The 13258-nt window shown below is 72.8% G+C and carries 12 protein-coding genes; 6 read left to right on the plus strand and 6 right to left on the minus strand.

Annotated features, from left to right (window positions below; translation table 11 throughout):
• Positions 1-30: 30 nt before the first annotated feature.
• The gene (gene tal, locus QL983_RS07065; RefSeq protein ID WP_063189246.1) at positions 31-1149 is read right to left on the minus strand and encodes a transaldolase; all 1119 of its coding nucleotides are present in this window, start codon (positions 1147-1149) and stop codon (positions 31-33) included.
• Between the two features lie 59 nt (positions 1150-1208).
• On the minus strand, positions 1209-3383 hold the full coding sequence (gene tkt / locus QL983_RS07070) for a transketolase (protein WP_036315272.1): 2175 nt from the start codon (positions 3381-3383) through the stop codon (positions 1209-1211).
• A 262-nt stretch (positions 3384-3645) separates the two neighbouring features.
• Here tkt and QL983_RS07075 point away from each other — a divergent pair, with 262 nt between their 5' ends.
• Positions 3646-4629, plus strand: a complete 984-nt coding sequence (locus tag QL983_RS07075; RefSeq protein WP_036315269.1) for a heme o synthase — start codon at positions 3646-3648, stop codon at positions 4627-4629.
• Positions 4630-4716: 87 nt separating this feature from the next.
• On the opposite strand, the gene QL983_RS07080 is transcribed toward QL983_RS07075, so the two are convergent.
• Genes QL983_RS07080 through QL983_RS07090 form a run of 3 tightly spaced genes read right to left on the minus strand, consistent with a single transcriptional unit; the run spans position 4717 to position 7514 of the window.
• Positions 4717-5733 carry a COX15/CtaA family protein gene (locus QL983_RS07080; RefSeq protein ID WP_036315267.1) on the minus strand — a complete coding sequence of 339 codons (1017 nt, stop codon included), beginning with the start codon at positions 5731-5733 and terminating at the stop codon, positions 4717-4719.
• A 42-nt stretch (positions 5734-5775) separates the two neighbouring features.
• A complete protein-coding gene (locus tag QL983_RS07085) occupies positions 5776-6552 on the minus strand; it encodes an ABC transporter permease (protein WP_036315265.1) in 777 nt (258 codons plus the stop codon).
• Positions 6549-7514, minus strand: coding sequence for an ABC transporter ATP-binding protein (locus QL983_RS07090; RefSeq protein ID WP_223247537.1), 966 nt, complete (start codon positions 7512-7514; stop codon positions 6549-6551). Before QL983_RS07090 ends, QL983_RS07085 begins: the two co-directional genes overlap by 4 nt.
• A 140-nt stretch (positions 7515-7654) precedes the next feature.
• Here QL983_RS07090 and QL983_RS07095 point away from each other — a divergent pair, with 140 nt between their 5' ends.
• The 5 genes from QL983_RS07095 to QL983_RS07115 all read left to right on the plus strand — a co-directional run bounded on the left by QL983_RS07095 (position 7655) and on the right by QL983_RS07115 (position 12278).
• On the plus strand, positions 7655-8350 hold the full coding sequence (locus QL983_RS07095) for a helix-turn-helix domain-containing protein (RefSeq protein ID WP_230297443.1): 696 nt from the start codon (positions 7655-7657) through the stop codon (positions 8348-8350).
• Positions 8351-8426: 76 nt separating this feature from the next.
• Complete coding sequence (gene sufB / locus QL983_RS07100; RefSeq protein WP_036315257.1) at positions 8427-9899, plus strand: Fe-S cluster assembly protein SufB; 1473 nt, start codon at positions 8427-8429, stop codon at positions 9897-9899.
• 1 nt (position 9900) lies between these two features.
• Entirely contained in the window at positions 9901-11139 is a 1239-nt protein-coding gene (gene sufD / locus QL983_RS07105) for a Fe-S cluster assembly protein SufD (RefSeq protein ID WP_036315255.1), read from the plus strand.
• A gap of 46 nt (positions 11140-11185) precedes the next feature.
• Positions 11186-11950: a Fe-S cluster assembly ATPase SufC gene (gene sufC / locus QL983_RS07110; protein ID WP_036315253.1), complete on the plus strand. Its 765-nt coding sequence runs from the start codon at positions 11186-11188 to the stop codon at positions 11948-11950.
• Position 11951: 1 nt separating this feature from the next.
• Positions 11952-12278 carry a metal-sulfur cluster assembly factor gene (locus tag QL983_RS07115; protein ID WP_002855327.1) on the plus strand — a complete coding sequence of 109 codons (327 nt, stop codon included), beginning with the start codon at positions 11952-11954 and terminating at the stop codon, positions 12276-12278.
• Positions 12279-12386: 108 nt separating this feature from the next.
• On the opposite strand, the gene QL983_RS07120 is transcribed toward QL983_RS07115, so the two are convergent.
• Positions 12387-13258: neutral zinc metallopeptidase (locus tag QL983_RS07120; protein ID WP_290152041.1), on the minus strand; the 872-nt coding region annotated here is incomplete at its 5' end.

Below are 13258 nucleotides of genomic sequence, written 5' to 3' on the forward strand. Positions count from 1 at the left end.
GCGGGCGGCGGGGTCGGGGGGCGGGTGCGGTCAGCGATGGGCGTCGAGCCCGGAGCGGACCGAGCCGAGCAGCTCGTCCCACGCGGCCTCGAACTTCTCCAGGCCCTCAGTCTCCAGCACGTCCACGACGTCCTGGTAGGACACGCCTGCCGCGCCGACCGCGTCGAGCAGGGCATCGGCCTCGGCGTAGGCGCCCGTGACGGTGTCCGCCGCAATCACCCCGTGGTCGGCGACCGCCTCGAGGGTCTTCTCCGGCAGGGTGGTCACGGTGTGCGGTGCCACGAGTTCGGTGACGTACAGCGTGTCCGGCAGGGCGGGGTCCTTGACGCCGGTGGAGGCCCACAGGGGCCGCTGCACGGGGGCGCCGGCCGCCTCGAGCAGGCGCCAGCGCTCCGAGTCCAGGGCCTGCTCGAAGGCTCGGTAGGCCAGGCGCGCGTTGGCGACGGCGGCCCGGCCGGTCAGCGCCTCGGCCTCGGGGGTGCCGATCGCGCGCAGCCGCGCGTCGACCTCCGTGTCCACACGGGAGACGAAGAAGGAGGCCACCGAGTGGAGGCGGCGGACGTCGTGCCCGTTCGCCCGGGCCTTCTCCAGGCCGGTGAGCCAGGCGTTGAGCACCCGGCGGTAGCGGGGCAGGGAGAAGATCAGGGTCACGTTCACGCTGATGCCCGCGCCGAGCACGTCCGCGATGGCGGACAGGCCCTCCACGGTCGCGGGGATCTTCACCATGAGGTTGGGACGGTCGACGGCCGCCGCCAGCTCGCGGGCCTGCGCCACGGTGCCGGCGGCGTCGCGGGCCAGGCGCGGATCGACCTCAAGGGAGACGAAGCCGTCCGCCCCGCCGGTGCGCTCGTGGACGGGCGCGAGCACGTCGGCGGCGCGGCGCACGTCCTCGGTCGTCAGGGCGACGACGGCCTCGTCCACCGAGGCGCCGGCCGCGGCGAGGTCGCGCAGCTGTCCCTGGTAGGCGCCCGCGTCCGCGAGGGCGACCGCGAAGATGGACGGGTTCGTGGTGACGCCGGTGACCGAGCGGGTGGCGATCAGCTCTTCGAGCGTGCCCTCGTCCAGCCGCGTGCGGGAGAGGTCGTCGAGCCAGATCGACACACCGGCCTGGGCCAGCGCGGCGGTGTTCGGGTTCTGCGGGGTGCTCATGGTCTGCGGGTGCCTTCCCTTCGGGGTGGACGTGCTCGGGGCGCCGTGGGCGCCGGGCCTCAGAGGAGGCCGCGGGTCACCTCGGCGACGTGCTCGCCAGTGAATCCGTACTTCTCCATCAGGCGGGCGCCGTCGGCCGACTCGCCGTAGTGCTCGAGGCTCACGCGGGCGCCCGGGGAGGAGGCCGTCACCGTGTGCTCGAACCACGGCATCGCGATGCCGGCCTCGACGGAGACGCGGACCGGGGCGTCGGGGCCGTCGGGCAGGACCTCGGCCCGGTAGGCCTCGTCCTGCTCGGCGAACCACTCGAGGCAGGGGGCGGAGACGACGCGGGTCGGGACGCCGTCGGCCTGCAGCAGCGCGCGGGCCCGCACGGCCACGGAGACCTCGGAGCCGGTCGCGATCAGCAGCGCGCGGGCCGGCGTCGGCGCGCCGTCGGCATCCGTGGCGTCGATGAGGACGTAGGCGCCGCGGGCCACGCCCGAGGCGGGGGCGAAGCCGTCCGTGTCCCGGGGGAGCACGGGCAGGCTCTGCCGGGACAGGACGAGCCCGGCCGGGCGGTCCCGGTGCTCGAGCACCGTCCGCCACGCCCACGCGGTCTCGTTGGCGTCGGCCGGGCGGACGACGTCGAGCCCGGGGATGGCCCGCAGGGCGGCCAGGTGCTCCACCGGCTGGTGCGTGGGGCCGTCCTCGCCGAGGCCGATGGAGTCGTGCGTCCACACGTACGTGCTCGGGGTGCCCATGAGGGCGGCCAGGCGGACGGCGGGGCGCATGTAGTCGGAGAACGTCAGGAACGTGCCCACGTACGCGCGGGTCAGGCCGCCGATCGTGATGCCGTTGACGATCGCCCCGGCCGCGAACTCGCGGACGCCGAAGTGCAGGGTGCGGCCGTACTCGTGGCCCTGCCACGTGGCGGTGGAGCGGCGGGCCGGGATGAAGGAGGGCTCGCCCTTCATGGTGGTGTTGTTCGACCCGGCGAGGTCGGCCGAGCCGCCCCAGAGCTCGGGCATGACCGGCGCGAGGGCCGTGAGCACCTCTCCGGAGGCCGCGCGCGTGGCCAGGCCCTTCTCGTCCGCGTCCCAGGACGGGAACGCGTCCGCGAAGCCAGCGGGCAGCTCTCGTCCGGCCAGTCGGTCGTACAGCCGCGCGTTCTCCGGGTTCGCCTCGCGCCAGGCCTGGAACGCCACCTCCCAGCCGCGGCGGTACTCTGCCGAGCGCTCGGCGATGGACCGGGCGCGGGCCAGGAGCTCGGGGTCGACGTCGAAGGTCTTGGTCGGGTCCAGCCCGAGGCTCTCCTTGAGGCCGGCGACCTCGTCCGTGCCGAGCTTGGAGCCGTGGATGCCGCCGGTGTTCTGCTTCGTGGGGGAGGGCCAGCCGATCACGGTGCGCAGCTTGATCAGCGAGGGCCGGCCGGTCTCGGCCTTGGCCGCGACGAGGGCGTCGTACAGGGCCTCCACGTCCTCCGTGTACTCGGTCACGGCGTGGCCCTGGGCGCCGTTGGTCCAGTCGACCTCCTGCACGTGCCAGCCGTAGGCCTCGTAGCGGCGGACCACGTCCTCGGTGAACGCGATGTCCGTGTCGTCCTCGATCGAGATGCGGTTCGCGTCGTAGACGACGACCAGGTTCCCGAGCTCCTGGTGCCCGGCCAGCGAGGAGGCCTCGGCGGCGACGCCCTCCTGGATGTCCCCGTCGGAGGCGAGCACGAACACGTGGTGGTCGAACGGGGAGGTGCCGGGGGCGGCGTCGGGGTCCATCAGCCCGCGCACGCGGCGCTGCTCGTACGCGAAGCCGACGCCCATCGCCAGGCCCTGGCCCAGCGGACCCGTGGTCACCTCGACGCCGTGGGTGTGGCCGTACTCCGGGTGGCCCGGGGTCCTGGATCCCTCGGTGCGCAGCCCCTGGATGTCCTCGATCTCGAGCCCGGCGCCCGCGGCGAACAACTGCAGGTACTGGATGAGCGAGGCGTGGCCCGCGGAGAGGATGAAGCGATCCCGGCCCTCCCAGCGGTCGTCCGTGGGGTCCAGGTGCATGACGTTCTGGTACAGCTGCCACGCCACGGGGGCCAGCGAGATCGCGGTGCCGGGGTGGCCGTGCCCGGCCTTCTCCACGGCGTCCGCCGAGAGCGCCTTGAGCGTGTCCACCATCCGGCGGTCCTGCTCCGAGTAGACGAACCCGCGGGCCGGGGCCACCCGGTCCAGGGTCGGGGGGGTGGACGGCTGCGCGGCGTCGGTCACGGGTTCTCTCCTGGCGGATCGGGAGCGTCGGGGTGCGGCCCCGGCCGACGCCGGGGCGTCGCGGCGCGGGGCCGTCGTCCCAGCCTAGCCGCGCGACGGCGGGGCGGGCCCGACCGGGCGCCTCATGACATGCTTCGCCCCCGGGCGAACAGCCGTTGACACGAGTAGACTGGGTCAAGGCCTGACCGCAGGCGGACCGCCCGAGTGGCCGATCCGAACCCCGGGACGGGCACGCCCACCGTCCCCTCACCGTGAGAAGCAGATGTCATCCTCCCTGGAGTCGCCGTCCGCCGCCCGCGTCGCCGCCGCCGAGCCCGGCGTCGTCGACCGGTCCCCGCTGCCCCTGCGCCGCAAGGTCCGGGCGTACGTCGAGCTGACGAAGCCCCGGGTGATCGAGCTGCTGCTGGTGACCACGCTGCCGACCATGATCTTCGCGCAGCGCGGCTTCCCGGACGTGCTCACCATGATCGCCACGCTCGTCGGCGGTGCGCTCGCCGCCGGCGCCTCCGGCACCTTCAACTGCTACATCGACCGCGACATCGACCGGGTCATGAAGCGCACCGAGAACCGGCCGCTCGTCACCGGCGAGGTCACCCCCCGCGAGGCCCTCGTGTTCGCGTGGGTGCAGACGGTCGTGTCCATCCTGATCCTCGGGTTCGGCGCCAACTGGCTGGCGGCCGGCCTGGGTGTGGCCGCCATCTTCTTCTACGTGGTCGTGTACTCGCTCGTGCTCAAGCGCCGCACGGAGCAGAACATCGTGTGGGGCGGCATCGCCGGCTGCTTCCCCGTGCTGATCGGCTGGGCGGCCGTGCGCGGGACCGTCGAGTGGCCGGCCATCGTGCTGTTCCTCGTGGTCTTCCTGTGGACGCCCCCGCACTACTGGCCGCTGTCCATGAAGTACAAGCGCGACTACCAGCAGGCCGACGTGCCGATGCTCGGCGCCATCGCCTCCGCGCGCCACGTCTCCAACCAGGTCGTGCTCTACGCGTGGGCCACCGTGGCCTGCTCCCTCCTGCTCGTGCCGATGGGCTGGGCCGGCATCGTCTACACCGCGGTCGCGCTCGTCGTCGGCGGCTGGTTCATCTGGGAGTCCCACGTGCTGCAGGTGCAGGCCCAGCGCGAGGACTTCGAGGACCGCAAGGCCATGAAGGTCTTCCACCTCTCCATCACCTACCTGACGCTGCTGTTCATCGCCCTGGCCGTGGACCCGTTCGTGGGTGCGCCGCTGATGCACTTCGGCGCCTGAGCGCCGGTCCGCCCCCAGCGCTCCCCGGGACGCCGACGACGACGGCCCCGCACCAGCCGGTGCGGGGCCGTTCGCGTGCGCGGGGCGTCAGCCCGCGGCGACGGTGCGCGCGGGCGTGGCGGTCTCGACCGCGGCACCGGGTCCGGCCGTGACGTAGCGGGCGACCTGCCGGTCCCAGGCCTCCGTCGCCGACGCCACGAGCAGTGCCGAGCCGAGCATGTGCAGCAGGACCACACCGATCGGCAGGCCCGTGAAGTGCTGGGTGTAGCCCACGGCGGCCTGGAACACGAGGGCGAGCAGGAGCCGCAGCACGGCGGCGCGCTGCAGGCGGGAGGCGCCGGCCGCGCGGCGCACCGTGAAGAACAGGACCAGGGCGGCCGCCAGGAGCAGGTACACCGGGATCACGTGGATCCGGGTGACCAGCAGCGGGTCGAACTCGTGGCGCGGCGAGCCGGGGTCGCCGGAGTGCGGGCCCGTGCCGGTCACCACGGTGCCCAGGTACACGGCGGCCCACGTCAGCGCGAACGCCGCCCAGGCGGCGGCACGGGACCGGACGGTGGTGGCGCCGTCCACGAGGGGCACGCCCGCCCGGCCGGCGCGGCGCTCGGCGGCGATGCGCACCACGAGCAGGGTCGCCACGGCGACCATGATCGAGGACACGATGAAGTGACCGGCCACCCACCACGGGTTCAGATGCGTCAGGACCACGACGCCGCCCACGAGGGCCTGCGCGGGGATGCCGGCCAGCAGGCCCACGGAGAGCCAGAAGGGGCTCCGGTGGGTGCCGCGCAGGTTCCACAGGGACAGGAACATGGCGGCGGCGATGACCACCAGGACGAACGTCAGCGTCCGGTTGCCGAATTCGATGTAGCCGTGGATGCCCATCTCTGGGGTGTTGGTGAGGGACTCGGGTGAGCACTTGGGCCACGTGGGGCAGCCCAGGCCGGAGCCGGTGAGGCGCACGGCGCCGCCGGTGACGATGATGCCGATCTCGGACGCCAGGGACGCCACGGCGAGGGCCATGGTGGCCTTCGTGAGGCGCTGCGGCAGGCGGGCGGCGAGCCCGGCCGGGGCGGTCCCGGCCGCGGGGGTGGTGGTGGACACGGTGTCCTTCCGATCGTTCGATGCAGGGGGACGGGGAACGGCTCAGGGCCGCCAGCGGAACCAGCGGAGCGCGGCCGCGACGGCCACGGCGCCCCACAGGGTGAGCACGAGCAGGGGGACGGGCGACCAGGCCCCGTCCAGGAGGGCGGCCCGCAGGGCCGTGCCCAGCGCGCCGGAGGGGAGCAGGTCCACGCCGGGCACCCGCGCGGGGAACACCGTGCCGCCGACGGCGCCGAACAGCACCCACAGCAGGTTGGCGACGGCGAGGGTCGCCTCCGGCCGGGCCGTGCCGGCGAGCAGCAGCCCGAGGGCCGTGAAGGCGGCGGCCCCCAGCGCGAGGGCGACGAGGGCCGGCAGGATCCCCTCGGGGTCCGGACGCCAGCCGAGCGCCAGGCCGACGCCGCCGATCACGCTCACCTGCACCAGCAGGAGGGCCACCACCGCCAGGGCCTTGCCGGCGACGAGGCCGAGCGTGCCCAGCGGGGTGGTGGCCAGGGCGGCGAGCACGTCGTAGCGACGCTCGAAGCCCGTGGCGATCGCGGTGGCCGTGAACGCGGAGCTGATCACGGCCAGGGCGAGCACGCCGGGCACGGCCACGTCCAGGCCCGAGCGGCCGGGGGCGTCCAGCAGGCCGGTGACGTGCACGCCCACGAGCGCGAGCAGGGGCAGCACCACGGTGACGAGCAGCTGCTCGCCGTTGCGCAGCGCGGTGCCGGTCTCGTAGCCGGCCTGACGCAGGACGCGGGCGGCCAGCGGGGCGGCGCCGGCGTGGGCTCCGGTGCCGGCCGGGGCGCGGTGGTCGACGACGGGCGTGCTCATGCGGCGGTCTCCCGGAGGATCTGCTCGAGGCGCAGTCCGGCGCGCTCGAATCGGGTGGGCATCAGGGCGTGCTCCCGCCAGCTCGCGGCGAGGACGGCCAGGTCGTCCGGGCCGCGGACGCCGGCCACGCGCAGGCGGGCGGACTCGTCGAGGCCGGCCGCGCGCAGCGGCGCGGGCAGGGTGTCGGCCCAGGCGCGGACGGCGTCGGGGGAGGCGTCGCCGAAGTCCACGTCGACGACGTCGCCCTCGGCCACGCGCGTGAGCTCGGCCAGCGAGCCGGAGCGCACCACGCGGCCGGCGCGCAGGATGGCGACGTCGTCCGCGAGCCGCTCGGCGTCGTCGAGCAGGTGCGTGGTCAGCAGCACGGCGGCGCCGCGGTCGGTCTGTTCACGCACGACGTCGTGCACGACGGGCCGGGTCTCCGGGTCGAGGCCCGCGGTGGGCTCGTCGAGGAACAGCATGTCCGGCCGGCCGACGAGGGCGGCCGCGAGCGCGACGCGCTGGCGCTGGCCACCGGAGAGGCGGCGCAGGGGGCGGCCGGCGACCTCGGCGATCAGCAGGCGCTCCAGCAGCGGCTCGACGGGCAGCGGGTCGCGGTACAGGGACGCCACGTGGCCGACGAAGCGGCGGGCGGGGATCGCGGGCGGCAGGCCGCCCTCCTGCCACATCACGCCGATGCGGGCGCGCAGGTCGGCGGAGGCCCGCCACGGGTCTGCGCCGAACACGCGCACGGTGCCGGCGTCGGGCCGGTCCATGCCGTGGCAGAGGCCGAGGGTGGTGGACTTGCCGGCCCCGTTGGGGCCGAGCAGCACCGTGACGGCGCCGGCACGGGCAGTGAGGTCGACGCCCCGCAGGACGGGGGTGCGGGACCGGCCGCGGCCGAGGCTCCGGTGGACGTCGCTCAGGCGCAGGACGGGCTCGTCGCGCGGCACGGGATCCGGGGTCAGGGGAGGTCGGGGCACTGTGCCAGTCTAGTCCTCGGGCCCTGCGACCCCGGCTCGTGGGGCCGGGGGTGCCCGGGCCTGCGGCGGGTTCCGCCGTGGGCGTCATCAAGCCAGGTGAGCCTCACTTGAACCGTTCCAGATCAATAGGTCATGATGGCGTGGTGTATTCGGATCAGTCTGCGTCGCCCCCCGCTCCGGCCCCGGCCGAGGGCACGCGCGAGCGTGTGCTGCAGCTGGTCCTGACGCGTGGACCCGTGAGCGCGGCCGAGATCGGCCGCGAGCTGGAGCTGACCGCGGCCGCCGTGCGCCGCCATCTGGACGCGCTCGAGGAGGACTCGCTCGTCGAGGTCAAGCGGGTCACCGCGGCCCGCGGCGCGGGACGGCCCTCCCGCCGCTACGTGGTCACCTCGCACGCGCAGGAGCACCTGCCCAAGGACCACCTCGCCGTCGCCCTGGACACCCTGGCCCGCCTCGAGGAGCTCGGCGGGGAGGAGGAGGTGCGCCGCACCGCGCGCCACGCCTTCCGCGAGATCGAGGAGCGCTTCACGGCCGCCGTCGACGGCCGGGAGACCGCGCTGCAGGACCGCACCCGGATCCTCGCGCGGGTCCTCGACGAGGCCGGCTACGCCGGCACGCTGCGCCACTTCGGCGCGGGCCTGGCGCCCACCCTCCGCGCGGACCAGGTCTGCCAGGGGCACTGCCCGTTCCAGGGAATTCCCGCGCGCCATCCGGAGTTCTGTGAAGAGGAGACCGCGCTGTTCGCCCGCCTGCTCGAGGTGGACGTGCGCCGGCTCTCGACCCTCGCCGCCGGCGCCCACGTGTGCACCACACATGTGCCGCTGGGCCGCGACTGAGCCGCGCGGGCCTCGCCCCGGCTCCCGCCGACCACCCGACCGACCCCGACCGCAGTGACTAGTGAGAGAGGCTGAGATGACCGACCAGATCGTCCAGCGGGACTCCGCGGAGACCGCCGACCCCGGCGTGATCCAGGAGATCCTCGACAAGAACCCCGAGCTCAACGCCATCGGCGCCTACCAGTACGGCTGGGCCGACTCCGACGCGGCCGGCGAGAAGGCCGTCCGCGGTCTGAACGAGGACGTCGTGCGCGACATCTCCGGCAAGAAGGACGAGCCGGAGTGGATGCGTGACCTGCGCCTCAAGGCCCTCAAGTACTTCGAGCGCAAGCCGATGCCGGCGTGGGGCCCGGACCTGTCCGGCATCGACTTCGACAACATCAAGTACTTCGTGCGCTCCACCGAGGGCCAGGCCAAGACCTGGGAGGACCTGCCCGAGGACATCCGCAACACCTACGAGCGCCTGGGCATCCCCGAGGCCGAGCGCGAGCGTCTCGTGGCCGGCGTCGCCGCCCAGTACGAGTCCGAGGTCGTCTACCACCAGATCCGCGAGGACCTGGAGGAGCAGGGCGTCGTGTTCCTCGACACCGACACCGCGCTCAAGGAGCACCCGGAGATCTTCGAGGAGTACTTCGGCACCGTGATCCCGGTCGGCGACAACAAGTTCGCCTCCCTGAACACGGCCGTGTGGTCCGGCGGCTCCTTCGTGTATGTGCCCAAGGGCGTGCACGTGGAGATCCCGCTGCAGGCCTACTTCCGCATCAACACGGAGAACATGGGCCAGTTCGAGCGGACGCTGATCATCGCGGACGAGGACTCGTACGTGCACTACATCGAGGGCTGCACCGCCCCGATCTACCAGTCCGACTCGCTGCACTCGGCCGTCGTCGAGATCGTGGTGAAGAAGAACGCCCGCGTGCGCTACACCACCATCCAGAACTGGTCCACGAACGTGTACAACCTCGTGACCAAGCGCGCCGTGGTCGAGGCCGGCGGCACCATGGAGTGGATCGACGGCAACATCGGCTCCAAGGTGACCATGAAGTACCCGGCCGTGTACCTGACCGGCGAGCACGCCACCGGCGAGACCCTCTCCGTCGCGTTCGCGGGCAAGGACCAGCACCAGGACACCGGCTCCAAGATGGTGCACATGGCCCCGCACACGAACTCCTCGATCGTGTCCAAGTCCGTGGCCCGCAGCGGCGGCCGCGCCGCCTACCGCGGCCTGGTGCAGATCGCCGAGGGCGCGAACGGATCCGCCAACTCGGTGGTGTGCGACGCCCTGCTCGTGGACACGGTCTCCCGCTCCGACACGTACCCGTACATCGACATCCGCGAGGACGACGTGACCCTCGGCCACGAGGCGACCGTCTCGAAGGTGTCCGAGGAGCAGCTCTTCTACCTCATGAGCCGCGGCATGTCCGAGGATGAGGCCATGGCCATGATCGTGCGCGGCTTCATCGAGCCGATCGCCCGCGAGCTGCCCATGGAGTACGCGCTCGAGCTCAACAAGCTGATCGAACTGCAGATGGAAGGATCGGTGGGCTGACATGACCGACACCGTGGAGAACACCCAGCGGACCATGATCCCGGGCATGGGCGAGGAGGGCGAGAAGCTCACCGCCGCGCAGAACCCGGCCGCCCGGGCCGGGGGCCGGGAGCGCAACGCCGCGGGCTCGCGCGCCGATCGCCTCAGCTCCTTCGAGCTGTCCGACTTCCCCGTGCTCACGGGGCGCGAGGAGGACTGGCGCTTCACCCCGCTCAAGCGCCTGGGCGGGCTGCACCTGCCCGAGGGCGACGACGCGCGCCTGACCGGTGCCGCGCCCGCCGTGACCGTGGCCGAGCAGGCCGGCGTCACGGTGGAGACCGTGGCCCGCGACGACGCCCGCGTCGGCTCCGTCCTGACCCCGGACGACCGCGTGTCCGCCGCGGCCTGGAACTCGGTCTCCGAGGCCACCGTCGTGACGATCTCCGGCGAGGTCGCCGAGCCGGTGCGCATCGACGTCGTCGGCTCCTCCGCCGACCCGGCCGCGATGCACCTGACCGTGCTCGTGGAGGAGAACGCGCAGGCCGACGTCGTGATCGCCCACCGCGGCACCGCCGTGCTGGCCCAGAACGTCGAGTTCGACGTGCGCCGCGACGCCCGCCTGAACGTGGTCGCACTGCAGGCCTGGGAGGGCGATGCCGTGCACGTCTCGGCCCAGCAGGCCTCGGTCGCCACGAACGCGCACTTCAAGCACGTGGCCGTGTCCTACGGCGGCGGCGTGGTGCGTCTGACCCCGACCGCGCGGTTCGCCGCGGAGCGCGGCGAGGCCGAGATGTACGGCCTGTACTTCGCCGACGCCGGTCAGCACCTCGAGAACCGCCTGTTCGTGGACCACAACCAGCCGGACTGCGTCTCGAACGTGCTCTACAAGGGCGCCCTGCAGGGCACGGACGCGCGCACCGTGTGGGTGGGCGACGTGCTGATCCGCAAGGAGGCCGAGGGCACGGACACGTACGAGAAGAACCAGAACCTGCTGCTCTCCGACGGGGCGCGCGCGGACTCGGTGCCGAACCTGGAGATCGAGACCGGCGTGATCGAGGGTGCAGGCCACGCGTCCGCGACCGGCCGCTTCGACGAGACCCAGCTGTTCTACCTGATGGCCCGCGGCATCTCCGAGACCGAGGCCCGCCGCCTGATCGTGCGCGGCTTCCTCAACGAGATCATCCAGAAGATCGGCATCGGCGACGTCGAGGACGAGCTGACCGCCGTCATGGAGGACGAGCTCCGCATCGCGCAGCTCTGACCGACGCCCCGCAGACCCCACCGCCTTCCACCCGAGGAGAACCACCATGGCAACCCTGCAGATCACCGACCTGCACGTGCAGATCGCGACCGAGAACGGCCCCAAGGAGATCCTGAAGGGCCTCTCCCTGACCATCGAGACGGGCGAGACCCACGCGATCATGGGCCCGAACGGCTCCGGCAAGTCCACCCTGGCCTCGACCATCGCCGGCCACCCGCGCTACGAGGTCACCTCCGGCTCCATCACCCTCGACGGCGAGGACGTGCTGGAGATGAGCGTCGACGAGCGCGCCCAGGCCGGCCTCTTCCTGGCCATGCAGTACCCCGTGGAGATCCCGGGCGTCACCATGACCAACTTCCTGCGCACCGCCAAGACCGCGCTCGACGGCCAGGCCCCCTCGCTGCGCACCTGGACCAAGGACGTCAAGGGCGCCTTCGAGGCCCTGCAGATCGACCCGGCGTTCATGAACCGCAACGTCAACGAGGGCTTCTCCGGCGGCGAGAAGAAGCGCGCCGAGATCCTCCAGCTCGAGCTGTTCAAGCCCACGTTCGCGATCCTCGACGAGACCGACTCCGGCCTCGACGTCGACGCGCTGCGCATCGTCTCCGAGGGCGTCAACCGCGCCCAGGCGCAGAACGAGATGGGCACCCTGCTGATCACCCACTACACGCGGATCCTCAACTACATCAAGCCGGACCACGTGCACGTGCTGGTGGACGGCCGCGTCGCCGAGTCCGGCGGCCCGGAGCTCGCCGAGCAGCTCGAGGCCGAGGGCTACGCCCGCTTCGAGAAGGCCGCGGCGGGGGCCTGAGATGACGGAGACCACGAACCAGGCGCCCACGGAGGACATCCGTGAGGCCCTCAAGGACGTGATCGACCCGGAGCTGGGCGTCAACGTCGTGGACCTGGGCCTGCTCTACGGGCTGCACTACGCCGACGACGGCGCGCTGCTCGTGGACATGACCCTGACCACCGCGGCCTGCCCGCTCACGGACGAAATCGAGGACCAGGTCTCCCGCGCGATCGGCACCATGGTGGACGAGTGGCGGCTGAACTGGGTCTGGATGCCCCCGTGGGGCCCCGAGCGGATCACCGAGGACGGCCGCGACCAGATGCGCGCCCTCGGCTTCAACATCTGATCCGGTCCGGACGACGACGGCGGCCCGTCACCTTCGCGCAGAAGGTGACGGGCCGCCGTCGTGGTGGGGGAGTGCGGACGGGCCGGCAGGCGCCCCGGCGCTCCCGGCTCAGATGTCCAGGGAGGAGGCCCGGAACGTGTCGCACTGGCGGATGTCGGGCTCCTGCTGGGAGCTCTGGTAGCCGCGCATGAACCAGGCCATGCGCTGCTCCGAGGTGCCGTGCGTGAACGCCTCGGGGTCCACCCGGCCGGTGTGGGTGGACTGGATGCGGTCATCGCCCACGGCGGAGGCCGCGTCGATGGCCTGGCGCAGCTGGTCCTGCGAGATCGGCTTCAGGAACGGCGCGCCGGACTCGGGGTCCACGGTGGAGGCGGCGTGCCCGGCCCACATGCCGGCGAAGCAGTCGGCCTGCAGCTCTGCGCGCACGGCGCCGGAGGTGGGGCCGGTGGTCCCGTCCTTGGAGTGCTGCAGGTAGCCGGTCACCTGCTGAACGTGGTGGCCGTACTCGTGCGCCACGATGTACTCCTCCGCCAGCGGTCCGCCCTCGGCGCCGAAATCGGTCTGCAGCGTCTCGAAGAACGCGGTGTCGAAGTACATGGACTCGTCCGCCGGGCAGTAGAACGGGCCCGTGGCCGAGGAGGCGCTGCCGCAGCCGGTGCTCACGCCGCCCTGGAACAGGGTCAGCTGCGGCTGGCGCCACTGGATGTCCGAGAACTGCGCGAGGTACTCGCCCCAGAACTCGTCCGCGGCCTCGGTGGTCGCGATGACGCGGCAGTCCGTGTTCTGGTTGGCGTCCGCACCGCTGGCGCACTCCTCGTCCGAGAGGGGCTGGCTCTGGCCGCCCGAGCCCGTCTGCTGCTGGTACTGGCTCTGGCCGACGGACCCGCCGCCCGTGTCGATCCCGAGCTGATCGGCCAGCCCGGGGGCGAAGATCGCGAGCAGCAACGCGAGCAGGCCGCCGCCACCGCCGATGGCGATGC

It is taken from the genome of Micrococcus sp. APC 4021 (assembly GCF_030407635.1).
Lineage (GTDB): Bacteria > Actinomycetota > Actinomycetes > Actinomycetales > Micrococcaceae > Micrococcus > Micrococcus luteus.

Bases quoted from the DNA above. Each gene is read 5' to 3' on its own strand.
- tal (WP_063189246.1), bottom strand. From the start codon at position 1,149: ATGAGCACCCCGCAGAACCCGAACACCGCCGCGCTGGCCCAGGCCGGT.
- QL983_RS07075 (WP_036315269.1), top strand. From the start codon at position 3,646: ATGTCATCCTCCCTGGAGTCGCCGTCCGCCGCCCGCGTCGCCGCCGCC.
- QL983_RS07085 (WP_036315265.1), bottom strand. From the start codon at position 6,552: ATGAGCACGCCCGTCGTCGACCACCGCGCCCCGGCCGGCACCGGAGCC.
- sufB (WP_036315257.1), top strand. From the start codon at position 8,427: ATGACCGACCAGATCGTCCAGCGGGACTCCGCGGAGACCGCCGACCCC.
- sufD (WP_036315255.1), top strand. From the start codon at position 9,901: ATGACCGACACCGTGGAGAACACCCAGCGGACCATGATCCCGGGCATG.
- sufC (WP_036315253.1), top strand. From the start codon at position 11,186: ATGGCAACCCTGCAGATCACCGACCTGCACGTGCAGATCGCGACCGAG.
- QL983_RS07115 (WP_002855327.1), top strand. From the start codon at position 11,952: ATGACGGAGACCACGAACCAGGCGCCCACGGAGGACATCCGTGAGGCC.